Genomic DNA, 24,789 nt, shown 5'->3' with positions numbered 1-24,789 from the left:
CTTTGGAGCGCTTTTTTTATGCTGTTGGCAAAAAATAAAATGTTTTACGAATTTGATAAGACTGATTTTTGGCGAGGCTGATTCAGCTGTAAACCGCTTGACACAAGGGTTTGCGGCTTGTTTAATACCCTCTGCAGATTTTTCTGCATTGCGTGTGATGAGCGTCTTGCTTCATTCACAGAGGAAGACGCTGTTGCGAAATCCAATCTTTGTCTAAAGGGGCGTAAGTGAACAAAACCGAATTGATCGATCACATTGCCAAGTCTGCGGATATTTCCAAAGCAGCTTCGGCGCGTGCGCTGGATGCCGTCATTGGCGCAGTAAAAACCACATTAAAAAAGAACGACAGCGTTACGCTGGTAGGTTTCGGCACATTTTCCGTCGGTAAACGGGCGGCGCGTACAGGGCGAAATCCACGCACCGGCGCAGCAATTAAAATCAAGGCAGCAAAGGTACCTAAATTTAAACCTGGCAAAGCTTTGAAAGATGCGCTAAACTAGCGGTCTTTCGTTGTTGACAGATGACGAGTGATTGTTTGGGCTTAGGTGCGGGTGCTTAGCTCAGTTGGTAGAGCAGCGCCCTTACAAGGCGCGGGTCGGGAGTTCGAGCCTCTCAGCACCCACCAAAACTCAAACGGTCAGCAATAGTTTAGGAGTGGTAGTTCAGTTGGTTAGAATACCGGCCTGTCACGCCGGGGGTCGCGGGTTCGAGCCCCGTCCGCTCCGCCAAAATACAAAAGCCTGCTTAGGAAACTAAGCGGGCTTTTTTATTTGTCAGAGTTACTTGACTCGCGCCGGATTCATTTCGTCACTTCGACAATTTGTTGTACGGGCAGATATCTTCGATTCGCACACATCAATCACTCAAACTCAGTAAGTCAGCGTAACGGTCACTGTGTCCGTATAGACGCCGGCCAGGGGAGTCTGGCTACCGGCGATACGGCCATAAACGGTCAGATTTTGGATCAGGCCGTTGCCGGTGCCGGCTTGTGTATCGGTGCCGATGGTTGATCCCCAGTTGTTGGTGTGGCCGGAATCACGATACAGCGCGTAGTTCAATGTGCCGCCGAGCGAGCCGCTCAGCTTGCGGACACTGGTGGTGGCGCCGGTACCGGCGCCTGCATCCAGACCGATTGTGTAAGAAGTGCCGTTGGTGCACAGAACCGCAACGTTGCCGGTTTGGTCAACTTGCGAGCTGGTGTAGTTGCCGAAGGCGATGGTCGAGCCGACCACGGTGCAGGATGCCAGCACCGTGGCTGTATTGATCAGCGAACCTGTTGCTGTGGAAGACGCAAACACCGGAGCGCTGGAAACCAGCAGGATAGCGGCGGTTGCGACACTGATAACGCGGTTTTTGTTGGATGTGAACATGGCGATTTCTCCTGGATTACCGTTTTTGTATCCTCGTCCCATTACGAGGATTTCCAATTCGGTGGGCACAGGTGAACTTTATATTTTTGACGCCTTCGCCAAAATCAGGAGATTCCTGAATGTGATGTTATTTGCTTAAGGAATTTCCCTAGACGGACAAAAGCAGATGCAAGAATGCCGCCGGGTTGGCTTCGGAGCGGGGATGTCGGCAAAGAGAAATACTGCCGGAGCGCGTCAGGGAGTCAGGAGCGTCAGTAAGCCTGGGAGACCTCAATACGTAAGCGTAATTGTTACGGTATCCGTATAGCTTCCGGTTTGTGGTGTTTGCCCACTAGGGATCCGGCCGTAGACGGTTAAATTTTGTACGATGCCATTGCCGTTGCCGGATTGTGTGTCGGTACCGATTGTCGATCCCCAGTTGCTGGTTCGTGCCGCATCCCGATACAAGGTGTAATTCAGCGTGCCTCCCGAAGAGCCTGTCAGTTTGCGCACTGCGGTCGTAGCGCCGGTGCCTGCTCCAGCGTCCAGTCCGATCGAATAAGAAATACCATTGGTGCACACCACAGCGATGGTGCCGGTCTGGTCGACTTGCGTTGACGAATAGGTGCCGAATGCAATGGCAGAACCGACAATCGTGCAGGTTGCGAGCACTGCCGCCGATGAATTCACGCCGCTGGTGCTGTTGGCATGCGCAGCCATGGGCATGCCCGCCGTTGCGATGGCGATAGCCGCAGCGGCGCAAAAAATACGATGTTTTCGTACAAAGAACATTGTTCTCTCCTTACCCCGAGCCTGCGTTTTGGTGTTATTGGCAGCATCCATACAGCGGCGGGTACAAGCGAACTTCTGGTGAACCTGAGGTAATACTTAACAGCTTCTCAAGGAGCGGGAAGAACAGATTCAGTTGGCAGTTGCCTTGATCTTTTCAATCCGCAAGACCGGCACCATCCAGCCGCTGTAAAAGCAACAGCTGGCTCAGTCGATATCGAAAGGAAATTAGTAGGTCAGGGTGACAGTCACTGTGTCCGTATAGACGCCGGCCAGGGGAGTTTGGCTGGCTGCAATACGGCCGTAGACGGTCAGGTTCTGGATCAGGCCGTTGCCGGTACCTGCTTGTGTATCGGTGCCGATGGTCGAACCCCAGTTGTTGGTGCGGCCGGAATCGCGATACAGCGCGTAGTTCAAGGTGCCGCCGAGCGAGCCGGTCAGTTTGCGGACACTGGTGGTGGCGCCTGTGCCGGCGCCTGCATCCAGGCCGATAGTGTAAGAAGTGCCATTGGTGCACAAAACAGCGACGTTGCCTGTTTGGTCAACTTGCGAGCTGGTGTAGTTACCGAAGGCAATGGTCGAACCGACCACGGTGCAGGATGCCAGTACGGTGGCTGTGACGACCAGCGAACCGCTGGATGTAGCAGCCATTACCGGTGCGCCGGAAATCAGCATGGCGGCAGCGAGTGTGGCACAGATGACGCGATTTTTTTTGATTGTGAACATGGCAATCTCTCCTGGATTCGGTGGTTCTGGTTCTTGTCCCATTACAAGAATGTCGAACTCGCCGGGTACAGGTGAACTTTATATTTTTGATACCTCATGCAAAATCAGGGGAATCCCTACACGGGGTTCCAGCGCATCAGGAAATTCCTTAGGAGTTACAAAAACAACGTAATTTCCGTGATCTGTTTTATTTCTACGCCTATGCCTATTCAAGGCATTGTAAGAGCTTGTGTAGTACTGGGTTCTAGTACGTCACCAGAATCGTCAACGTATCCGTGTATGCGCCCGCATAGACGTTCTGCAGCGCCGTGATGCGTCCGTAGGCGGTATACGTGGTCGTGACAGGTACCAATACGGCCAGCAGATAACCACCGACGTTAAAGCTGCTGCTGCTGGTGCCGTCGCCCCAAACGATAGTGCGCGCGGCGTCCATGTAGATCTGGTAGCCCATCTGCGAGCCGGAGGTATTCATCTTGCGGGCGCCGATACTGCCGCTTGAGCCGCCGTTGAGCTTGACTGAAAACGCGACCAGCAAGGCGACGGTAGCTTGGCAGACAACGGTGACGGTGCCCGTGGTTTCACTGGGCAACGCACTCTTCGGGTCATAAAGACCAAACGCAACCGGCAGGGACGAGGTGGTGCAGGCTTGCGCCTGTGCATTTCCAATACCGCAGAGACTGGCGCAGAGCAGGATGGCAACCCGAAGCAGGCAGCGTAAGTTCTTCATATCAGTGACACTCCAATGTGCTGCTGCTCATGCCGCCATCCAGATTGCGGTCAGGGATCAACACCGCCTGGCAAGTCTCTCCAGACGGCATGAGGATATCGAGCGTATTGATGGGGCCAAGTTCGGACAAATAGGCTGCGCCTTCGTAGCCAACGGGGGCTTGCTGGCCGTTTTCGCGGATCTTGACGCTGGAGCCGACCGGGACATAGTCACCGTTGGACATTTTGAGAACCAGGTTCACGTCAGAAGTCCGTTTGGTCTTGAAGTTGATGACGACGCCGGAGCGGTCACGTGGTTTGACGTACTGCTCGTTCTGATCCATTTGCAGTGTCAGGGGCAAATCCAGCACGTCGACTGATACCTTGTTGACGTCATAAGCGCGCAAGTCGGTCAGCAGAAGCTGGCCGCTGTTATCGGTTTTGCCGGCATAGCGGTTCTCGGTATAGATGCCGACATTCTTAGCACCTTCCGTATTGACGACGGCAAAGCTGTCGTCTACCCAGTTCGACATGAACAAGGAATTGTCCATCCATGCCACTGCACCGCGAACACCTGCACGCTGGCTGGTGGTGTCATTGCTTTGCGCCACGGTATAGCTGGCGCGGCCTTTGGTGCCTTTGTAATCGACTTCGCCATAACGTTGCTTGTAGGAACCTTCGGATGTCTGCAACTGCCAGCCTATGTCGCCTGGAGAGATCGTCGGGCGGCTGGCTTGCACAGAGGTGGTCTTCATGCCGTTGTTGTTGTTCACGCTCACGCCGCCCGCGCTGTTGTCGCCAAATGGCATGATCAGGCCGATCGATGCGCCGTAACCGCCGTTACGAAAATCCCGGAAGCCGGTTACATACAGATTGGCCCCGCGCGACACCGATTTGAAATAAGAAACGGTGACGCTCTCGCTGTTGCTGATCCCGATGTTGCCCAAGGTGGAGATAATCACCGGACTCTTTACCAAGGTATACGCCAGGCTGACCGAGCCCAACGAGCCCAGATTGAGACCTACCGTCGCGATAGTGGACGAGCGTGATACCGGCGATCCTTCCATGGCACCGATGTCGCGATAATTAGAACCCGACTGCGTGCGCATCAGCGACATGCTAAACAGGCTGGTGCTGCGCTCGAAGCCCAGCGCTAGTTGCTGGTCAGTGCCTGCATCCGAATTGCTCGCCGATACCGCACCAGTCAATACACCAAAGTTGTCGACGTTGTAGACCAGACCTCCGCCGGCCAGCGTCATGCCCCTCATTGCTTCCGCATGCGTCTCCATCGTCAGCGTTTTAGTGAATCCGTGGCGCGCAGTCCCCGCAACGGCGAACTCGCCATAATTGTTGCTGCGCAATCCGTAGTTGCGGCGTACGAAGCCGCCTTCGGCAGTGTAGGAAGACAAGTTCTCTGCGAGCAGCCTGTCGGTAGCGTAAAACGGTATGGTACGGAAAGTCTGGCGTCCCAGCTCATCGGTGACCGCGACCGAGATCTGGCCTGCACCGGTGGCGATCGGTGCCTGCCGGATTTCAAACGGCCCGGCGGCACTGGTTGTGAAAGCTGCCGCACGCCATTGACGAACAAATCAACTGTCGAGGGCACAACCGCCTCACCGCCCAGGCTTGGCGTTGGATACTTGATCAGATCGGGGCGCAAGGAAAAGTCGGTGCCGAACTGTGCGCCACCGAAGCGTACCGGTCGCGTCCATGAGAGGCCGCTGGTGATGAAGTCACCGACCCGGTAGCGAATCAGTTCACGTGGGTTCGAATAGGTGTAGGTGGTGTCCAGCCGGGCCGACTTGGCAGGACTGCCGGCAAAATAGGCCAGACCAGTCGAACTGAACACGCTGCTGCCGGAAAAATAGCGCCCGTCAAAGTAGCCGCCCAGACTGTGTACGCCTTCGCTGGTGGTCGCCAGCAGGTCGTAGTTCAGCAGCACACCACGTGCGTTTTCGGTCAGCGGCACGTTGTCGGCCGACTTGCCTGATGTTGCAATATCGGTGGTGTTCAGAAAATTCATGGGGACTTCCATGTCGATTTTCAACGCCGTCTGATTCAGGTCGATCTTGCTGGTGACGCCGGAGATCGGCACCAGCTCATCCTCTTTTCCCGGCACCTTGATGCCCAGGCTGCGCAGTTCTCCTGCGGTGGCAAACAAGCCGTCCTGGCGCTTCGTGAATTGCCCGACCAGTTCGGTCGTCCGGCCGTTGATAGATACTTCCAGCAACAAAGTTTCAGTGGAATTCTGGTCCGCGCCATATGCATAAGCACTGGCGGTAAAGACTAGCAAGCCGATCCATGTTTTGGGTCTTCTCAAGGCGTCACGGTGAGCTCGGTATCAATCGGGCCGGAGTCCGAGTTCGCTGTCATCTTCACCAGCGAACCGGCGGGTAGCGGCGATTCCACATCAAACACATACTGTCTGGTCATACCCGCAAGCGTGTATGGATTGGCACCTGCGGGCGGTGTGATTTTCTTGCCGTTGGGCAGTGTCAGCGCCAGATTGAGCAGACGTCCGCGCCGGTTGCCGGTATTGGTGACGATGAGCTTGGGTGTTTTGCCGGCGCTGATGCTCCAACCCATCTTCAGATTTGCCGCCGCATTGGGAGCGATGAAAATCGGCATGGAAATGCGGAATTTGAAATTGATCGCCGGTCCGGCGGCGGCAGTCGGGATCTCATCGACCAACAACCGATATGCGATTTCGTTAATTTCAGCAGGGCGCCTGGAAACGATGCGGATAGTCTGCGATGCGCCAGGCGCCACGGTAAATACGGGCGGACTGATGATCAGGCTTTGGGTCGGTTCAAGACTGTCCTGGCTGTCTTTTTGCGTCCAGTCGTAGGCGCGGATTTGCAGCGACACATCGTGCGTATCGTTGTTCACGATCTTCACGACGCCAGCCGTTCGGGCTGATGACAATTCCAATACTACCGGGGATATTTCGAAGTTTGAGGCAACAGCTGCTTGGAAGACTAGCCCGTAAGCTAAGCAGAGGAGGAGAGAGAGGCGTGCAAGGTAGTAAAAAATAATTTTCCCCCGTGACGACGAAAGAACGCTAATTCAACTACAACAATGGATGTAGCAGTGCATGACTGCCGGAGTGTGTTACTACTGTTTGCTAATGTGACTGTTAATTAAGCTGAAATGTTACTTCTAGTTATCAGCGTATCAGAAATACATTAGAAATAGAACGCATTAATACGAGAGTGTGATCCCTACAACATCATTGTAGCTACCCGCTTTAACATTTTGGCCGCTTGGGATATACCCATAAACAGGCAGATTTTGTTGGGAGCCGTTACCGACGTTGGTCACTGTTTCCGAACCGGATGCGTTGCCCCAGTTCTTGCTGCGAGCCGGATCCTGATACAAGCCATAGCTCAGTGTTGCACTGGAATCGCCGACCAGTTTGCGGTCGGTTGATGTGGCGCCAGGGGCTGCACCTGCATCGAGACTGACGGTGTAGCTGGTGCCGTTGGAACAAACTACACCGACTTGCGCCGACTGTTGTACTGCGGAAGAATTGTAGGTACCAAATGGCAACGCGGCACTTTGCACGCTGCACGTCGAAGCGACGATAGCGGACACTGCCAGGTTTCCTGTCGATGTTGCGGCCTGACCCAGGCTGCTCATGAACAGTACTCCTGCCCCCATTGCAAATGCGATTTTTTGCTTTGTTTTCATTTGAATAAAATGCCGTTTGGTAACGTCAGATGTTTGAGGCTATTATAAAATAAATTCTAAGGAAAACCCTGACTTGACAGTGGGATCAAGCTATTTGGCGGAGAAAATGTCAGAAGAAGGCCACATTTAGTGTTTATATGAAAACATTTAATGTCATGCTGGAAATTTTTCTTCATCCGGAAATGCCAAAAAAACAAATAGATCAGGTGTTTTTCTCGACTGGCATGAAAGAGTAATACCAAGTCGAACGGAGATTGACGGTCCGGGGCATCTCAATATCAACGCAGAGACTGCGGGATGCGGACATTTCAGGCAGTCGCGCGAAAAGTACCGACTTAAAGTACCGACACGGCAGGACTGGGCCGCCAGGCAGGTGACATTTCACTTCGGACAACAATCAAAAGACGAAGATCGCAATTTAGAGCGTAGAGCGTAGAGCGAAGACAGTAAGTACAAGCAATGCAACGACCATAACGAGTAAAAGCTAGTTTTTGCAAATCGATTTTTAGCGGACCGCAACATCAGAGCAGCGCAAGGAGATGTGTACTAAAGCGCCGGCACTGCGTCCCCGACAAACTGTTTAAGCCTCATCGAAATCTATCGTTACGATGCCGATATTAAACAAGAGAAGATCCTCCATCGCGAATACCGGCGTCTTTTTCTTTTTCGCCATGCTGCTATCGGTAGGCGTCACAGTCGTCTCTTATCGCAGTGTGCGTATTTTCGAAGCAAGGGCGGTGTCGGTTCAACGTACGCATACAGTTTTGCAGCGTCTTGAAGAGACGCATTCGACCTTGCGCGATTTGATCGCCAGTGCGCGTGGCTATGCACTCTTTGGTCAGCAAGATGATCTTCTCAGCTTTGAGGCTGATAGTGCCGCCTTACTCGACATGCTTGGTGGCTTGCGTACGCTGGAACTGGGTGATCAGGCGCAAATGGAGAGACTGGCGCAACTGCGCGAGAACATCAGCAAACGCGTCGAACTGGCTCGCACCCTGGTGGGAGCCAACAAGGATGTCCGGCTCGATAGTCTTTACTCATATGGCCGCGCTCTGAACGAAGACATACGCAAGCAGTTCATGCAGCTTAAGGAAGCGGAAAACGCCTTGCTGGCAAAGCGCTCAATCGAGACGAAAAAGAGCGTCGACTGGAGCATCGTCGCGATTGTCGGCGGTAGTGTCGTCAGTCTGGTGCTGTTGCTGATCGTGTATTTGCGTCTCAAGAGCGAGATGCAGCGCCGCAAGACTGCGCAGTTGAAGGAGCGCATCTATGCAGCGGAACTTGCTGATCTGTACAACCAAGCGCCTTGCGGCTACCACTCCATCGACGAGGAGAACGGATTGATCGTGCAGATGAACGACACCGAACTGGCTTGGCTTGGTTACACCCGCGAGCAAGTGATCGGCAAACTCCGGCAGGCGGATCTATTGACGGTGGAAAGTGCTGAACGCTATCGCCTTGAGGTATGGCCGCGATTCCTGCGAGACAAATCGGTCAGCAACATCGATCTCGATTACCGGCGGGCTGACGGTACGCATTTCTCCGCACTGATGAGCGCCGGCTGGGCACACCAGCCGGAGAACGGTCACACACTCAGCCGCAACGTAATCTATGACATCTCGGCGCGCAAGCAAACCGAGCGTGAGATTGGAGAGCTCAACGCCGACCTCAAACGGCAGGCTCTGCATCTGAGCAATATCAACAAAGAGCTGGAAAGCTTTTCTTATTCGGTTTCGCACGATCTGCGCGCTCCGTTGCGGGCCATTTCCGGCTACGCCATGATGCTCGAAGAAGATTATGTCGAGGCCTTGGACGATAAGGGCCGGGAGCTGCTGCAAGTCATCGGCAAGAACGTCAAGAAAATGGATGGACTGATCAACGACTTGTTGCGATTGTCGAGGTCAGGTACCGGCGAGCTAACCTTGGGAAGCATCTCTATGCGGGACATCGTTGGGCAAGTCATCAAAAAATTGCAACGCGAATACAGTGACGTTGAGTTTGTCGTCGATCCACTCGACGACGTGATCGCCAACCGCGCCCTGATTGTCGAAGTGTGGGAAAACCTGCTCGGCAATGCCGCCAAATTCAGCAGCAAGACGACGGAGCCGAGGATCAGCGTCGGCGTCACGGAAACGCCTGACGAAACGATCTATCGGGTGACCGATAACGGCGTCGGGTTTGACATGCGCTATGTACAAAAACTCTTTGGGACTTTTCAGCGTTTGCACAAGCAGGAAGATTTTCCGGGCAGCGGCATTGGCCTGGCGCTGGTGCAGCGTATCGTCGTCAGGCATGGTGGCCGTGTCTGGGCAGAAAGCACGCCGGGTGAAGAAACCAGTTTTTATTTTTCCCTGCCGAGAGAACAGTCCGACCTTGCATGAATCGATTTGGATGACGCCCTCGCGCGGCATCCCTGACGACTTTTTACGAAAGCCGAATTTATGAGCATCCCACTTCGGGTTCTGTTTGTCGAAGACATGGAAGAAGACGTGATCCTGATGGTTCGCGAGCTCAAGCGCGGTGGTTTCGAGCCGACATGGAAGCGGGTCGATACCGAGCCTGACATGGAAGCTGCGATGCGCGACAAATGGGACATCGTCATTTCCGATTATTCCATGCCGATGTTCAGTGCGGTGGATGCGCTGGAGATGGTCAAGCGCCAGAACGATCAGATTCCTTTCATCATCGTCTCCGGCGCCATCGGGGAACAAACGGCGGTGGAGGTGATGAAGGCGGGCGCGCAGGATTACTTCCTCAAGAGCAGTATCGCGCGGCTTCCGATTGCGGTCGAGCGTGAGCTGCGCGATGCGCTGGTACGGCGCAAGCAGCGTGCCAGTTCCGCCGCGTTACGTGAGATGCAGGCGCGCTTTTATGCCTTCATGAACGCCGCGCCGATGCCTGCCTGGATCAAGGATGCCGAGTTGCGTTACCTCTACGTCAATCCTGCGCAGTCCGCATTTTTTGGCATGACGCCTAGCGACATGATCGGCCTGAGCGACTTTGACCTGATGTCCAGCGGTGCGGCGCAAAACGCACAAGAGCATGACCGTATCGTGCTCGAAAATAAACGCGAAATGCACACGCAGGAAACCATTTTCGATGCCAACCACAATCCAAAAATCATGGACATGGTGCGCTTCCCGATCGGCAGCGACGGCAAGAGTCTTGCGGCAGGTCTGGCGATGGATGTGACCGAGCGCGTCAACTCGCAAAAAGAATTGGAGCACGCCATGGAGCGGCAGAAGATGCTGGCCAGCCGCGTTATCGAAGTCCAGGAACGCGAACGCCAGCATCTGGCGCGTGGGCTGCACGACGACGTCGGCCAATCGCTCACCGCCTTGAAGATCAATCTGGAAACCATCAAGAAAACCGGCTCACTGGAAGGCCCTTCGCTGCAGAACGGCATCGACATCGTCGCGTCCGTGCTGTCGCAGGTGCGCAGCCTGTCGCTGGATCTGCGGCCACCGCAATTGGATAACCTTGGGCTGATTGCCACGCTACGATCCTATGTCGAGAACAAATCCAACCTTGCCAATGTGAAAGGCTGGTTCGAGAGTTCGCCGATATCGGTTGAGTTGCATCATGACATTGAAAACACCTGCTTTCGCATCGTGCAGGAAGCCGTCACCAACATCCTGCGTCACGCCAAGGCAGAAAACATCTGGGTCAAAGTCAGCCAACGCCAGGATCAGCTCAACGTGAGCATCCGCGATGACGGCAAAGGTTTTGACATCGAGAAGGCGCGCAGCAACGCCATTTCGGGGACGAGTTTTGGATTGTTGAATATGGAAGAACGTGCCGTGCTGGTCGGCGGCACCATGGACATCGCCTCTGCGCCCGGCGAGGGCGTCGAGATTGTTTTGCAATTGCCTGTTACACCAGTCATGCGGAGGGTTTGAACATGTTGACACGAATTTTGCTGGCGGACGATCATGCACTGGTGCGCAGCGGCATTCGCTCGCTACTGACGGCGATGCCTGGTATTGAAGTAGTCGGGGAGGCCGATGACGGCAACGCTGCCATTGAAATGACGGAAAAGTACAAGCCCGACGTCGTCGTCATGGACATTGCCATGAAAGGCATGAACGGGCTGGAAGCGGTGCGCCGCTTGCGTGCCGATCATCCGACCATCAAGTTCCTGATGTTGTCGATGTATGGCAGCGAAGAATACGTGATGCAGGCGCTCAACGCGGGCGCCAACGGTTATCTGTTCAAGGATTCGGCTGCCTATGAACTCGAAAAGGCGCTGATCGAAGTTATCCATGGCCGGCAATATCTCGATTCGCATATTTCCAAGGAGGCGCTTGATCTGTACATGAAGAAAGTTGCGCAGGACGGTACGCCGGTCGAAGTATTGACGCCGCGCCAGCGCGAGATCCTGCAACTGATTGCGGAAGGCAACAACACCAAGGAAATCGCCTACCGCCTCAATGTCAGTGCCAAAACCATCGAGACGCATCGCGCCCAATTGATGGAGCGTCTGGAGATCAGGGACGTCCCTGGACTGGTTCGCTATGCCATCCGCACCGGCCTGACGACATCCGATAAATAAAGGATCAATGTCGGGAAAATCCTGATAGCGACCTTTGTTGCTTATGCCATAATTAATTCGCCGACCTGATACTGCGAATGTAGTGATTAGCCTGATACATGCAGATAAATTCAACGTCGATCAAGGCTGCACCACGCGTCTGGTCTGCCATGAGCAGATCATGCTGCAATGTGGTGCAGAATCTGATGATGTTTTAGGTAGTAGCCGCAAGAAAGTGATCTGCATATGGAGCAAATGGATATCATGCTGGTGGACGACAGCCCGGAGGTTGCGGAGCTGACGCGCATTGCTTTGGAGACAAAAAAACTTGCGGACAAGATGACCTGGTTTGCCGATGCCGAAGAGGCTGCCGACTTCATGTTTGCCGACAACGGTTACGCTGATCGCAAGGATTTGCATCCGCGTCTGATTCTTCTTGATTTGCATCTGCCGCTGATGAGCGGGCATGACTTTCTCAAGATGCTTAAGTCAAATGTTGCCACCGCGCACATTCCGGTAGTGATGTTTTCGTCTTCTGATGATCAGCGCGACATCGTGCAAAGTTATCAGTTGGGCGCCAACGGCTATCTGATGAAGTCAGCCGATCCGCGCGAATTCATCGGTACGGTTGCGGATGCCGGGCAGTATTGGGTGACGCGTAACAAGCCGGTTCGTTAAGTTGCCGGCCGTGATGATCAAGTACAAATAAAAAATGCAGGCATCGAGCCTGCATTTTTCTTTGGTGCTTCAGTTTTTTTGTCACTGTGATGTCGGGTTGATTTCTGCGTGCTTTATCTTTTTCAAGACGGAAACTGACGCAAGCCTTCCAGATCAAGAATAGTGATGCTGCCGTAATCGACTTTCAGCAAACCGGCTTTCTCCAATACCTGCAAGGCTTGATTGGCGCGCTGGCGTGACGCGCCGGAGAGGTTGCCGACTTCTTCCTGAGAAATTTGCAACTCCAGTCCGATGCCCGGGTTCAGATAGGGATTGAACAAGGCGGCCAGGCAACGCGCCACACGTGCATCGGGTTCGAGCATGCGATCATATTCCACCAACGAAATGAACAGCGCCAGCCGCTCGTTCAACTGCGTTACGAGAAAACGGTTGAAGGGGATACTGTTGTCCAGCAGCCAGAGATAAGTCGCTTTCGGCATGTACAGCAACTCGCTGTCGCGCAGCGCTACCACGTCATATTTACGCGGCTCGTCCTTGAGCAGCGAGCCTTCTCCCAGCCAGCCGCCATTGGCCATGCCTGCGAAAGAAACGGTCTTGCCTTCCGGTGAAACGCTGCTCATCTTCAGCAGGCCTTCATGCACGCCTATCCAATGCGTGACCGGATCGCCTTTATGGCATACGAATGCGCCGGCGGAAAACTTGCGGCTGAATACTTCTGCCTGAACGCGCGTCAATTGCTCGGCTGTCAGCGATTGCGCCCAGATAGTCTTGCCCAGCATGTCCTTAATCGATGTGTCTCTTGTCATTGGAATGAGTTCTATGATGCGTCGCAATATCAAAAGTTTGGCAATTGTCATGCAATTGTCTGTGAGATGACAACCCTGCCAGTCAACTCACACTACTATCATCGCACAAAAGCAGCGCAATACCGGCTCGCTTACGAGGGCGGACAAGCAGAAAAACAGATGGCGCCCCAGTAAGTGCGACGTAAGCATCCCGGTTCAGACTGACTTGACACACATAGAGACCCCAAACGCTTCGCGTGCATGCCATACCCGGCGGCAACCGAGTGTTTATAAATAAAGGTGGGACGATGGTGGAGACAACACAACGTCCAGGAGCGCAGACATTTCCGCAATTGCTCCTGATGAATGCACAAGCACGCCCGGATCGCCCTGCATTCCGGGAGAAGGATCTCGGCATCTGGCAAACCACAACGTGGGCGCAGGTTGCCGACGAGGTGAGAGCGTTTGCCTGCGGCCTGGCCGCACTCGGTTTCAAACGCGGCATGAGCCTGGCGATCATCGGCAATAATTGCCCACGCTTGTATTGGGCAATGTCGGCCACGCAATGCCTGGGCGGTATGCCGGTACCGTTGTATCAGGATGCGCCCGCAGCCGATATGTCCTATGTACTCAACGATGCAGAAATCGATTTCGTCGTTGCTGAAGATCAGGAGCAGGTCGACAAGGTCTTTGACATCAAACTGAACTTCTCCGAAGGCAGCGAACGTCCGACGCATATCATCTATGACGATGAGCGCGGCATGCGCAATTATCGCCAACCGGAACTGTCATCGTTTGCCAGCGTGCAAGAACTTGGACGTGCCTACGACAAGGCAAATCCATCGTTCTTTATGGATCAGGTCAATACGCTCACGACCGATGATATCGCCATCATTCTGTACACCTCCGGCACCACCGGTAAGCCAAAAGGCGTATGCCACTCGCACGCTGCGATGATCGCTACTGCGACCACGCTGGTGGAGTTCGATCAGCTCAACGATCGCGACGATGTGCTGTGTTATCTGCCGCTGGCCTGGGTGGGCGACTTTCTATACTCGTTCGCGCAGACGCATGTGGCAGGCTTCTGCCTCAATTGCCCGGAGTCGCCGAGCACCGTCATGACGGACTTGCGCGAGATCGGCCCGACCTATTATTTCGCGCCGCCACGCATCTACGAAAACATCCTCACGCAAGTGATGATCCGCATCGAAGACGCGGGCTGGGTCAAGCGCAAGCTGTTCCATGGCTTCATGAAGATTGCGCGCCGCGTCGGCATGCGCATTCTCGACAAGAAGCCCGATGTCTCCTTGAGCGACCGTCTGTTCTACGCAATCGGTCATCTGGTGATTTACGGCCCGCTGAAAAATGTACTCGGCATGTCGCGCATCCGTGTGGCGTATACCGGTGGTGAAGCGATCGGCCCGGATCTGTTCGACTTCTATCGTTCGCTTGGCATCAATCTCAAACAGTTGTACGGCATGACGGAAACCTGCGTGACGGTGTGCATGCAGCCATCCGGCGACGTCAAGCTCGACACGGTCGGTCGTCCGATGAAGGGTGTCGAGGTGCACATCGACGGCAATGGCGAAGTGCTGGTGCGCTCACCGGGCTTGATGAAGTCTTACTTCAAACGTCCTGATGCAACCGCCGAAGCGATTGATGAAAACGGCTATTTCCATACCGGTGACGCCGGCTTCTTCGACGCCGATGGTCATCTCAAAATCATCGACCGCGCCAAGGACGTCGGCAAGATGGCTTGCGGCACGATGTTCGCGCCCAAGTACATCGAGAACAAGCTCAAGTTTTTCCCCTTCATCAAGGAAGCGGTGGTCTTCGGCAACCAGCGCGAGCAATGTACTGCCTTCATCAATATTGACATGGACGCCGTCGGTAACTGGGCTGAGCGACGCCACCTTGCGTACAGCGGATACACCGATCTGGCTGCGCATCAAAGTGTCTATGCCTTGATTGCCGAATGCGTCGAAAAGGTCAACGCTGATCTGGTGCAAGATCCTTTGCTGGCCGATTCCCAGGTTCATCGCTTTTTGATCTTGCATAAAGAGCTGGATCCGGACGATGACGAACTCACGCGTACCCGCAAAGTGCGGCGCGGTTTCATCGCCGAAAAATACGGCGTGCTGATCGAAGCGCTCTACGCGGGCAAGCAATCGCAATACATCGAGACGCAGGTGAAGTTCGAAGACGGTCGCCAGGGCATGATCTCGGCCGATCTGAAAATCGCCGACGTCAAGACCTTCGCCAACCTCAATCAAGCGGCATAGGCCTGCATGACCACCATGAAAAGACATATCACGGAAGAAGTGCAGCCAATGGAACCAGCGCGACAGGATGTGCCTGCAACGGAAGACGGCGGTCGCAAGATCGGCGAAGTCGTGCTGGATCTGCAGAATATTTCGCTGTCCTTCGGCGGCGTCAAAGCGCTGACCGACATCTCGTTCAATGTACGCGAACATGAGATCCGCGCCATCATCGGCCCCAACGGCGCCGGCAAGAGCTCGATGATCAACGTCATCAACGGCGTCTACCATCCGCAGAAGGGCAACATCGTTTTTCGCGGTGAGCAGCGCCACAGCATGCATCCCAGCAAAGTGGCGCGACAAGGCATTGCGCGGACCTTCCAGAACATTGCGCTGTTCAAGGGCATGACCGTGCTCGACAACATCATGACCGGACGCAACACCAAGATGCATTCCAGCTTTCTCGCCAATGCGATCTGGTGGGGCAAGGCACGCAATGAAGAGATCCAGCATCGTCACAAAGTCGAAGAGGTAATCGACTTTCTCGAGATTCAGCACATCCGCAAGACGCCAGTAGGGCGCCTGCCGTACGGCTTGCAAAAGCGCGTCGAGCTGGCGCGCGCGCTGGCCGCTGAGCCAAGCATGCTGCTGTTGGACGAACCGATGGCCGGCATGAACGTGGAAGAGAAGCAGGACATGTGCCGCTTCATCCTCGACGTCAACGAACAGTTCGGCACCACCATCGTGCTGATTGAACATGACATGGGCGTGGTGATGGATATCTCGGATCGCGTGGTCGTGCTCGACTACGGCAAGAAGATCGGCGACGGCACGCCGGACGAAGTGATGGCCAATCCGGAAGTGATCAAGGCCTATCTCGGCACATCACACTAATCCAGCGAACAGAACAAGCGGAGAACGCAGATGCAATTTTTCTTTGAAGTGACGCTCAGCGGTTTGCTGTCCGGCCTGATGTATTCGCTGGTGGCGCTGGGCTTCGTGCTGATTTACAAGGCCTCGGGCGTATTCAACTTTGCCCAGGGCGCGATGGTGTATTTCGCTGCGCTGGCCGTGGTCGGCCTGATGGACAAGGGCATGCCGATGTGGGCGGCCATCATCGGCTCGTTCGTGGTGATGATTCTGGTGGGGTTGGCGACCGAACGGTTCGTTTTGCGGAAGCTGGTCAATCAGCCGCCGATCACCTTGTTCATGGCGACGATCGGCCTGGCGTTTTTCCTGGAGGGTCTGGGACCTTTGCTGTTCGGCAGCGAAGTGCGCGCGATCAATCTGGGCATCGTTGACGAGCCGATCATGTCCATCATGGACAGTATCGGTATCGGCATCTCCAAGTTCGATCTGTTTGCGTCCGGCATGGTGATTGCGCTGGTGTCGCTGCTGGCCTTGTTCTTCCAACGCACCAAAGTCGGCCGTGCCTTGCGCGCTGTTGCCGATGACCATCAGGCGGCATTATCGCTGGGCATTCCACTGCAACATATTTGGGCGGTGGTGTGGGGTGTGGCCGGATTCGTGGCGCTGATAGCCGGCTTGCTGTGGGGCTCACGCAACGGCGTGCAGTTCGCGTTGACGATGACGGCGCTGAAGGCATTGCCGGTGCTGATTCTGGGCGGATTTACGTCGATCCCGGGGGCGATTGTTGGTGGTCTGATCATCGGCGCGTCGGAGAAGCTGGCCGAGATCTACATTCCACCCGTTTTGCAAGATCTGTTCGGCGGCAACTTCGGCGGCATCGAGGGATGGTTCCCTTATGTGTTCGCGCTGTTATTCCTGCTGGTGCGTCCTGAGGGATTGTTCGGCGAGCGGCATATTGACCGGGTTTAAGGAATACCTGTCAATGCATTAAATAACACCCTTGTCATTCCTGCGAACGCAGAAATCCAGCGTCGTTCTACGCATTGGCGTGATTGAGTAAAACGACACTGGGTCCCAGCGTGCGCTGGGACGACGGAGATAAAAATAGAGATGTGAGACGCATCGCTGATTTGATGACTGCGAGCGCCATATCTGATGGAGACACAGGAGAAACACTATGCTTTATCGTGAGGCCGGGCAGTTCAAGACGTCGTACATTGCCGATAGCCAGATTTTCCCGATCCGGCAGGATCGGATCGGTATGGCGATACTGTTGGCGATTGCCTTCGTCGGCATTCCGTTGATCGGCAGCGAGTATTGGTTCTCTGCGATTCTGATTCCTTTTCTGGTGTTTGCGCTTGCAGCGCTGGGGTTGAATATTCTCACCGGCTATGCGGGTCAGCTGTCGCTGGGCTCTGCCGCTTTCATGGCTGTGGGCGCCTATGCCGCGTATAACTTCCAGCTGCGTATTGAGGGCATTCCCATTGTGCTGTCCTTCATCCTTGCGGGTGGCTGTGCGGCGTTGGTGGGGATTGTGTTCGGTCTGCCTTCCTTGCGTATCAAAGGTTTCTATCTGGCTGTGGCGACACTGGCGGCGCAGTTTTTCGTGGTGTGGGCACTGACCAAGTTTTCCTGGTTCTCCAACAATAGTTCGTCGGGTGTGATCAGTACGCAGAAGATCGATTTCTTCGGCATCGACATCAACTCGCCGGTGAAGAAATATTTGTTCGTACTTGGCATCGTTTGCGTGATGGCGATGCTGGCCAAGAATCTGGTCCGCTCATCGACCGGCCGCGCCTGGATGGCGGTGCGTGATATGGACGTGGCGGCGGAGGTGATCGGCATCCAGCTGATGCGCACCAAGCTGCTGGCGTTTGCGGTGAGTTCGTTTTTCTGCGGCGTGGCGGGCGCGCTGTATGCGTTCTGCTACCTTGGTTCGGTGGAGCCGGACGGCTTCTCGCTGGATCTGTCGTTCCGTATCCTGTTCATGATCATCATTGGCGGCGTGGGCAGCATACTCGGCGCCTTCCTCGGTTCGGCCTTCATCCTGTTGCTGCCAATCTTCCTCGACAACGTGTTGCCGCCGCTGGCGTCTTTTCTGCACTTGCCGTTCACCAATGCGACGGTGTCGCATATCCAGCTCATGCTGTTCGGCGGGCTGATCATTTTCTTCCTGATTGTTGAGCCGCATGGGCTGGCGCGCCTGTGGCAGATTACCAAGGAGAAGTTGCGCCTGTGGCCGTTCCCGCATTAATACGCTTATGCACTAACCGCTTTGCAGAAGTAAAACGATGCGCGCAATAAAAGCGCGCACATGGGTAAAACTACACAAGGAGACATGTATGAAAAATATCAAACAGCTGGTGCTTGCTGCGACCGCTGCCGCAAGCTTCCTGGTTCCCGCGCTGCCGGCGATGGCGCAGGCCAATGATCAGTTCATCGCGATTCCGAGCTATCGGGTCGGCCCTTACGGTACCAACGGCCAATCGTATTACGGCGGCTATGTCGACTACCTGAATTACGTCAATCTCAAGGATGGCGGCGTCAACGGCGTCAAGTTGTCTTGGGAAGAATGCGAAACCGAGTACAACAATGCCAAAGGCGTCGAGTGCTATGAGCGCATGAAAAACAAGAACACCGTTACCAAGGGCACCGCCATTAATCCGATGGCGACCGGGATTTCTTACGCGCTGATCGACAAGAGCGCGGAGGACAAAGTGCCGCTGCTGATGATCGGTTACGGTCGCACCGATGCAGTGGACGGCTCAGTCTTTCCCTATGCTTTCCCGCTGGTGACGACCTATCAGATGCAGGTGTCGGCCATCGTCAAATACCTGACAACCAAGAACGGTGGTTCGCTGGTCGGCAAGAAGATCGTGTTCCTCTACCACGACTCTGCTTACGGCAAAGAACCGATCGTTGCGCTGGAAGCGGAAGCCAGTATCGGTAAATTCAAACTGGTTGAAATTCCGGTTGCTCATCCAGGCAATGAGCAGGGAGCGCAATGGCTGAAGATCCGTCAGGAGAATCCCGACTATGTGATTTTCTGGGGCTGGGGCGTGATGAACCAGACCGCGTTGAAGGCGGCGCAAAAAGTCGGCTTTGCACGCGACAAGATCATCGGTTCGTGGTGGGCAGGCTCTGAGGAAGACACCATTCCTGCAGGCGATGCCGCCAAGGGTTACCTTAGCGCGACCTGGAACGTGGCCGGCAAGGGTGTGCCGCTGATCGCCGATATCGAGAAGGTGGTCTACGGCGCCGGCAAGGGCAACCTGCAGGATAAGAACAAGATTGGTTCGGTGCTCTACAACCGCGGCGTCTCGGCGGCATTGGCAACGGTTGAAGCTGTGCGCACCGCGCAAGGCAAGTTCGGCAAAAAGGTCATGAGCGGCGAAGACGTGCGCTGGGGTCTGGAAAACCTGAACATCACCAACGCTCGCCTGCAACAACTGGGCGCAACCGGTCTGCTGCCGGAGATCAAGACTTCCTGCGACAACCACGAGGGTTCGGGCAAGGTCAAGATTCAGCAATGGGACGGCAGCAAATGGGTGCTGGTATCGGACTGGATCGAAGGCAACAAGAACCTGATCCACCCGCTGTTCAAGGCATCTGCTGCGAAGTATGCAAAAGAAAAAGGTATTACCCCAGCCTGCATGAAATAAGTTCAGGCCTTGGCGTCGGCGTGTTGAGGTGTGTCGGGCGCGCCGACGCTTTTTTGAAAAGACAGTCCGAAAACAGGTAGGCAAGCTGGAGTAAGCATGGGTACAGCACTGAATATCAACAACATCGAAGTCATTTACGACCACGTGATTCTGGTTCTGAAGGGCGTGTCGCTGGCGGTGCCGGAAGGCAAAATCGTGGCATTGCTGGGCGCCAATGGCGCGGGCAAGAGCACGACGCTGAAGGCGATTTCCAATTTGCTGACGGCCGAGCGCGGCGACGTCACCAAGGGCAGTATCGAATTCAAGGGCGAGCGGGTGGATCAGTTGACGCCGAACGATCTGGTCAAGCGCGGTGTGATTCAGGTGATGGAAGGCCGGCATTGTTTCGGCCACCTGACCGTGGAAGAAAACCTGCTGACCGGCGCCTACACGCGCAACATCAGCAACAACGAAGTGAAGCAGGAGTTGGAAAAAATCTACGATTATTTTCCGCGCCTGAAAGTACGTCGCAAGTCGCAGTCCGGCTATACCTCCGGCGGCGAGCAGCAGATGACAGCCATCGGCCGCGCCATGATGGCCAAGCCGTCGATGATTCTGCTCGACGAGCCGTCAATGGGACTGGCGCCGCAGATCGTGGAAGAAATCTTTGAGATCGTCAAAGACCTCAATACCAAGGAAAACGTGTCCTTCCTGCTGGCGGAACAGAACACCATGGTAGCGCTGCGCTACGCCGATTTTGGCTACATCCTGGAAAACGGTCGCGTGGTGATGGAAGGCGCTGCCAACGATTTGGCCAGCAATGAAGACGTCAAGGAGTTCTATCTCGGCGTCTCGGCAGCGGGACGCAAGAACTTCCGCGACATGAAGTTTTACAGACGCCGCAAACGCTGGCTGGCCTGACGCCGCAACGTAAACATACGATTGGTTTCATTGGCGTCGTTGGCATCCTTGCCGCACTTTTTCTTTCAGCCTACGCATACGGTACTTTCATGTCTGACATTCTTGATTCTCTGGAACAACGCGACCCGCAACAGCGCGAGAACGCGCTCATGCAGGCTTTGCCGGATCTGGTGGCACGCGCGCAGGGTGCAGAAGGCTGGAATCGCATCCTTAAAGGCGTCAATGCCGGTGACATCCGCGACCGTGCTGCATTGGCGCAATTGCCGGTCACGCGCAAGTCTGATCTGAAAGATTTGCAGAGTGCCGCGCCGCCGTTCGGCGGACTCAACACCACGCCGCATCGCCAGTTGCGCCGCTTGTTCGTTTCGCCGGGACCGATCTTTGATCCGGAAGGGCATCAACTGGACTGGTGGCGTTTCGAGCGGCCGATGCGTGCGCTGGGGTTGCGTGCGGGGCACATTATCCAGAACTGTTTTTCTTATCACTTCACGCCGGCGGCTTTCATGGCCGAGGGCGCGGCAGCCAAGATCGGTTGCGCCGTGATTCCTTCGGGCATCGGGCAGACTGAGTTGCAGGTGCAGACCATTGCGTCGCTCAGGCCGGACGCTTATGTCGGCACGCCGTCTTTCCTGAAGATCATCATCGAAAAAGCGCAGGAAATGGGCGTCGCCCTCGACAGCTTGCAGCGCGCACTGGTCAGCGCCGAAGCCTTGCCGCCATCGCTGCGCAGCTGGTTTCACGAGCATGGCGTACCGAACGTGCTGCAACTGTATGCCTCGGCCGATATCGGCAATATTGCCTACGAGTCGATCAGCGATGGCAAGGTCAATCCTGGCATGATTCTCGATGAGGATCTGATTCTGGAAATCGTACGCCCCGGCACCGGTGATCCGGTGAAGCCGGGCGAGGTCGGTGAGGTGGTGGTGACGTCATTCAATCCCGACTATCCGCTGATTCGCTTTGGCACCGGTGATCTGTCGGCCGTGCTGGACGGTGTGTCACCGTGTGGGCGCACCAATACGCGTATCAAGGGTTGGATGGGGCGTGCCGATCAGACGACCAAGGTGCGAGGCATGTTTGTGCATCCCTCGCAGGTGGCGGAGATTACGCGCCGTCACGCATTGATCCTGAAGGCGCGCCTGGTTGTCAGCGGGGAAATGGCGAATGACAGCATGACGCTGCATTGCGAAACCATGGACATGGACAGTGCGGTGGAACAGGCGGGGGCGATCGCAGACAGTGTGCGCGACATCACCAAGTTGCGTGGCGAAGTGCTGTTTGCGGCTCCCGGGAGTTTGCCCAATGACGGCAAGGTCATTGAGGACGCGCGCAAATATGAGTAGTGAGTGAGATCGGTTAGTCCGGATCAGTCTTGACCACGGTCAGACGAGCAATCAGGAACTCGCCGTCGATCACCTTGCGAAACGGCACGCCGGTCGCCTCGAAACCGGGGCCGCCGCGCTCTATCCAGGTTTGTGCAACCGTGTCGAAGGTGCCAAAGTCCATGCCCAGCATCTGTGCCGACAGCACGAATTGCGCGCCTTGTTTCTGTCTTTTGACGATATCTTCCAGCTTGGCCATGTTTGATCCTTTAGTTCCAGAGCGTGTTTTGGGCAGGATGATATCGTAAGCTCAGGCTCGAAAGCGGTAATTCCGGGTATTTCCCTGAGGCAGTATCGGTGACTTGACCCGGCTGGCTGTGTATAATGACGCGCGGGTGTTGCCAAGGCGGCATCCCCCCCTGAGCAGGCCCTGGTTTGCTCCGCCAGCGGTAGCATTGCTATAAATTGCTATAAGGCGAACGTGAGTTCGCCTTTTTTCTTATTTGATGTCATTTGTTTGTGATTTCGTGATCGGCTGACCAATGTTTGAATTTATCCGTAACCATCAGCGCTTGATGCAATTCCTGCTGCTGCTGTTTATTTTCCCGTCTTTCGCGTTCTTTGGCCTGGAAGGCTACAGCCGTTTGTCCGATGGCGACAATGCCGTGGCCAAGGTGGCCGGGCAAACTATCACCAAGGAAGAATGGGACGCCGCGCAGCGCCAGCAACTGGAGCGTCTGCGCCAGATGTCCGGCGGCCAGATCGACGCCAAGGTGTTCGATACGCCTGAAGCGCGCCGCGATGTGCTGGAAAGCCTGATCGCCCAGCGTGCATTGGCAGCGGAAGTCGTCAGCGACAAGCTGACCGTGACCGACCAGGCCTTGCAGCAAAACATCATGCAGATCCCCGGTTTGCTCAAGGCAGACGGAAGCTTCGACAAGGAACAGTACGCCATGTTGCTGGCAGCCCAAGGCCTCACGCCGAAGGGTTATGAAGCCAGCCAACGCCGTGCGTTGGCATTGCAGCAGCTCAACTTTGCCGTACAAGGCACCGCGTTCGCGCCGAAGGCTGTTTCGGCCCGCCTGTCGGACTTGAACGATCAGGAGCGTTCGGTTCAGGAACTGAGTTTCAAGGCTGCGTCGTACATCAGCCAGGTCAAGGTCACCGATGACATGATTAAGGCTTATTACGACAAGAACGGCAGCAAGTTCGAAGTACCTGAACAAGCGAAGATCGAATACGTGATCCTCGACAGCGCCGCTGTGGCCGCGCAAGTCAGCGTGTCCGATGCCGACATCAAGTCGTACTACGATCAGAACCTCAAGCAGTATTCGACGGAAGAGCAACGTCGCGCAAGCCATATCCTGCTCGAAGTCAAGAAGAGCGCTTCTGCCGCCGACAAGGCTGCCATCAAGGCAAAGGCCGATGAGCTGGTCGCGCAACTGCGCAAGAATCCGGGCGACTTCGCCAAGCTGGCCAAGGCCAATTCCCAGGATCCAGGCTCCAAGGATCAGGGCGGCGACCTCGGTTTCTTCGGCAAGGGTGCGATGCTCAAGTCGTTCGAAGATGCTGCGTACAAGCTCAAGCAAGGCGAGATCAGCGATCCGGTTGAGTCCGACTTCGGCTATCACATCATCCAGTTGACCGGCATCAAGGCCGGCAGCGTCAAGCCGCTGGACGAAGTCAAAGGCGAAATCGCCGGTGACATCAAGAAGCAATTGGCCGCCAAGAAATACGCAGAGCTGGCCGACATCTTCAACAATACCGTCTACGAACAAGGCGACAGCCTGAAGCCGGTGGCCGACAAGCTCAAGCTGAAGATTGAAACGGTTGCCGGCGTGACCCGTCTGCCTAATCCAACGTTGGCGCCAAATACTCCATACAACAATGCCAAGTTCCTGAAGGCGCTGTTCACGGACGACACCATCAAGGGCAAGCACAATACGGAAGCGGTGCAAATCGCACCGACCACCTTGATCGCGGGCCACATCGTGGAATACAAGCCGGTCACCAAGCGTCCGTTTGACGACGTCAAGAGCATGGTGCGCGAGCTGGTAACGCAAGACGAAGCATTGGCATTGGCCAAGAAAGCCGGCGAAGCCAAACTGACAGCGCTGAAGGTCAAGGACGACGCAGCCGGTTTTGGTGACGTCAAGGTGGCTTCCCGCGTGAAGACGCAAGGCTGGAATCAGGAAGCTTTCCTGGCAGTCATGAAGGCCGATACCGCCAAGTTGCCTGCTTACACCGGAGTCGAATTGCCGGGCCAGGGTTACAGCGTATTCCGCGTGACCAAGGTGGCGCAGCCGGCAACGCCTGATACTGCACGTCGCAAGACCGAGCAGGAGCAGATTGCCAATGTGTTGGCCGAACAGGAAATGCTGTCGTACATCAACTTCATCAAGGAAAAGGCGAAGACCAAGATCCTGAAGGGTGGCGAGGCGATTACTTCGGGTGCATCGGCCAACAAGCCGGTTGATGCGGCCAAGTGAAGTAATTGACGTAAAAGATAGAAAAAGGCCGCTTA

Annotated in this window: 23 protein-coding genes and 2 tRNA genes; 15 read left to right on the top strand and 10 right to left on the bottom strand. The window is 55.2% G+C overall.

Features of this window, described 5'->3' with window-relative positions:
- Positions 1-227: 227 nt before the first annotated feature.
- From PQR63_RS17930 to PQR63_RS17920, 3 genes are all read left to right on the top strand, one after another.
- Positions 228-500, top strand: a complete 273-nt coding sequence (locus tag PQR63_RS17930) for an HU family DNA-binding protein (protein WP_408169335.1) — start codon at positions 228-230, stop codon at positions 498-500.
- 49 nt (positions 501-549) lie between these two features.
- A tRNA-Val gene (locus PQR63_RS17925) sits at positions 550-625 on the top strand.
- Positions 626-651: 26 nt separating this feature from the next.
- Positions 652-728, top strand: a tRNA-Asp gene (locus tag PQR63_RS17920).
- A 141-nt stretch (positions 729-869) separates the two neighbouring features.
- On the opposite strand, the gene PQR63_RS17915 is transcribed toward PQR63_RS17920, so the two are convergent.
- The 8 genes from PQR63_RS17915 to PQR63_RS17880 all read right to left on the bottom strand — a co-directional run bounded on the left by PQR63_RS17915 (position 870) and on the right by PQR63_RS17880 (position 7,208).
- The gene (locus tag PQR63_RS17915; RefSeq protein WP_408169334.1) at positions 870-1,370 is read right to left on the bottom strand and encodes a Csu type fimbrial protein; all 501 of its coding nucleotides are present in this window, start codon (positions 1,368-1,370) and stop codon (positions 870-872) included.
- Positions 1,371-1,640: 270 nt separating this feature from the next.
- Positions 1,641-2,141: a Csu type fimbrial protein gene (locus PQR63_RS17910; RefSeq protein ID WP_408169333.1), complete on the bottom strand. Its 501-nt coding sequence runs from the start codon at positions 2,139-2,141 to the stop codon at positions 1,641-1,643.
- 225 nt (positions 2,142-2,366) lie between these two features.
- Positions 2,367-2,864, bottom strand: a complete 498-nt coding sequence (locus PQR63_RS17905) for a Csu type fimbrial protein (RefSeq protein WP_408169332.1) — start codon at positions 2,862-2,864, stop codon at positions 2,367-2,369.
- 244 nt (positions 2,865-3,108) lie between these two features.
- The gene (locus tag PQR63_RS17900; RefSeq protein WP_408169331.1) at positions 3,109-3,591 is read right to left on the bottom strand and encodes a Csu type fimbrial protein; all 483 of its coding nucleotides are present in this window, start codon (positions 3,589-3,591) and stop codon (positions 3,109-3,111) included.
- Position 3,592: 1 nt separating this feature from the next.
- Positions 3,593-4,978, bottom strand: a complete 1,386-nt coding sequence (locus tag PQR63_RS17895; RefSeq protein WP_408169330.1) for a fimbria/pilus outer membrane usher protein — start codon at positions 4,976-4,978, stop codon at positions 3,593-3,595.
- On the bottom strand, positions 4,861-5,799 hold the full coding sequence (locus tag PQR63_RS17890) for a fimbria/pilus outer membrane usher protein (RefSeq protein ID WP_408169329.1): 939 nt from the start codon (positions 5,797-5,799) through the stop codon (positions 4,861-4,863). Before PQR63_RS17890 ends, PQR63_RS17895 begins: the two co-directional genes overlap by 118 nt.
- 86 nt (positions 5,800-5,885) lie before the next feature.
- Entirely contained in the window at positions 5,886-6,515 is a 630-nt protein-coding gene (locus tag PQR63_RS17885) for a fimbrial biogenesis chaperone (RefSeq protein ID WP_408169457.1), read from the bottom strand.
- A 255-nt stretch (positions 6,516-6,770) separates the two neighbouring features.
- The gene (locus tag PQR63_RS17880; protein WP_408169328.1) at positions 6,771-7,208 is read right to left on the bottom strand and encodes a Csu type fimbrial protein; all 438 of its coding nucleotides are present in this window, start codon (positions 7,206-7,208) and stop codon (positions 6,771-6,773) included.
- 788 nt (positions 7,209-7,996) lie between these two features.
- Here PQR63_RS17880 and PQR63_RS17875 point away from each other — a divergent pair.
- The 4 genes from PQR63_RS17875 (at position 7,997) to PQR63_RS17860 (ending at position 12,468) form a co-directional block, all read left to right on the top strand.
- Complete coding sequence (locus PQR63_RS17875) at positions 7,997-9,640, top strand: sensor histidine kinase (protein ID WP_408169327.1); 1,644 nt, start codon at positions 7,997-7,999, stop codon at positions 9,638-9,640.
- 60 nt (positions 9,641-9,700) lie between these two features.
- Positions 9,701-11,158 (top strand): hybrid sensor histidine kinase/response regulator, encoded by a 1,458-nt coding sequence (locus PQR63_RS17870; protein WP_408169326.1) that lies wholly within the window; start codon positions 9,701-9,703, stop codon positions 11,156-11,158.
- Positions 11,159-11,160: 2 nt separating this feature from the next.
- Positions 11,161-11,811, top strand: a complete 651-nt coding sequence (locus PQR63_RS17865) for a response regulator (protein WP_408169325.1) — start codon at positions 11,161-11,163, stop codon at positions 11,809-11,811.
- Positions 11,812-12,036: 225 nt separating this feature from the next.
- Complete coding sequence (locus tag PQR63_RS17860) at positions 12,037-12,468, top strand: response regulator (RefSeq protein WP_408169324.1); 432 nt, start codon at positions 12,037-12,039, stop codon at positions 12,466-12,468.
- Between the two features lie 122 nt (positions 12,469-12,590).
- On the opposite strand, the gene PQR63_RS17855 is transcribed toward PQR63_RS17860, so the two are convergent.
- Positions 12,591-13,247 (bottom strand): Crp/Fnr family transcriptional regulator, encoded by a 657-nt coding sequence (locus PQR63_RS17855; RefSeq protein ID WP_408169456.1) that lies wholly within the window; start codon positions 13,245-13,247, stop codon positions 12,591-12,593.
- Between the two features lie 314 nt (positions 13,248-13,561).
- Here PQR63_RS17855 and PQR63_RS17850 point away from each other — a divergent pair, with 314 nt between their 5' ends.
- The 7 genes from PQR63_RS17850 to PQR63_RS17820 all read left to right on the top strand — a co-directional run bounded on the left by PQR63_RS17850 (position 13,562) and on the right by PQR63_RS17820 (position 22,286).
- Positions 13,562-15,535: an AMP-dependent synthetase/ligase gene (locus PQR63_RS17850; RefSeq protein WP_408169323.1), complete on the top strand. Its 1,974-nt coding sequence runs from the start codon at positions 13,562-13,564 to the stop codon at positions 15,533-15,535.
- Between the two features lie 48 nt (positions 15,536-15,583).
- On the top strand, positions 15,584-16,405 hold the full coding sequence (locus PQR63_RS17845) for an ABC transporter ATP-binding protein (protein WP_408169322.1): 822 nt from the start codon (positions 15,584-15,586) through the stop codon (positions 16,403-16,405).
- 30 nt (positions 16,406-16,435) lie between these two features.
- The gene (locus PQR63_RS17840) at positions 16,436-17,350 is read left to right on the top strand and encodes a branched-chain amino acid ABC transporter permease (protein ID WP_408169321.1); all 915 of its coding nucleotides are present in this window, start codon (positions 16,436-16,438) and stop codon (positions 17,348-17,350) included.
- 208 nt (positions 17,351-17,558) lie between these two features.
- Positions 17,559-18,635: a branched-chain amino acid ABC transporter permease gene (locus tag PQR63_RS17835; protein WP_050478826.1), complete on the top strand. Its 1,077-nt coding sequence runs from the start codon at positions 17,559-17,561 to the stop codon at positions 18,633-18,635.
- Between the two features lie 88 nt (positions 18,636-18,723).
- Positions 18,724-20,043: an ABC transporter substrate-binding protein gene (locus PQR63_RS17830; protein WP_408169320.1), complete on the top strand. Its 1,320-nt coding sequence runs from the start codon at positions 18,724-18,726 to the stop codon at positions 20,041-20,043.
- A 96-nt stretch (positions 20,044-20,139) separates the two neighbouring features.
- Positions 20,140-20,943, top strand: coding sequence for an ABC transporter ATP-binding protein (locus PQR63_RS17825; RefSeq protein WP_408169319.1), 804 nt, complete (start codon positions 20,140-20,142; stop codon positions 20,941-20,943).
- An 89-nt stretch (positions 20,944-21,032) separates the two neighbouring features.
- Positions 21,033-22,286 carry a phenylacetate--CoA ligase family protein gene (locus PQR63_RS17820; RefSeq protein WP_408169318.1) on the top strand — a complete coding sequence of 418 codons (1,254 nt, stop codon included), beginning with the start codon at positions 21,033-21,035 and terminating at the stop codon, positions 22,284-22,286.
- Positions 22,287-22,299: 13 nt separating this feature from the next.
- Here PQR63_RS17820 and PQR63_RS17815 read toward each other — a convergent pair whose 3' ends face one another.
- The gene (locus PQR63_RS17815; RefSeq protein ID WP_408169317.1) at positions 22,300-22,524 is read right to left on the bottom strand and encodes a hypothetical protein; all 225 of its coding nucleotides are present in this window, start codon (positions 22,522-22,524) and stop codon (positions 22,300-22,302) included.
- Positions 22,525-22,807: 283 nt separating this feature from the next.
- Here PQR63_RS17815 and PQR63_RS17810 point away from each other — a divergent pair, with 283 nt between their 5' ends.
- Positions 22,808-24,754 (top strand): SurA N-terminal domain-containing protein, encoded by a 1,947-nt coding sequence (locus PQR63_RS17810; RefSeq protein ID WP_408169316.1) that lies wholly within the window; start codon positions 22,808-22,810, stop codon positions 24,752-24,754.
- Positions 24,755-24,789 lie beyond the last annotated feature (35 nt).

This window comes from Herbaspirillum rhizosphaerae, from assembly GCF_046025915.1.
GTDB lineage: Bacteria > Pseudomonadota > Gammaproteobacteria > Burkholderiales > Burkholderiaceae_D > Herbaspirillum > Herbaspirillum rhizosphaerae_A.
This window is presented reverse-complemented; position numbering and strand designations above follow the sequence as displayed.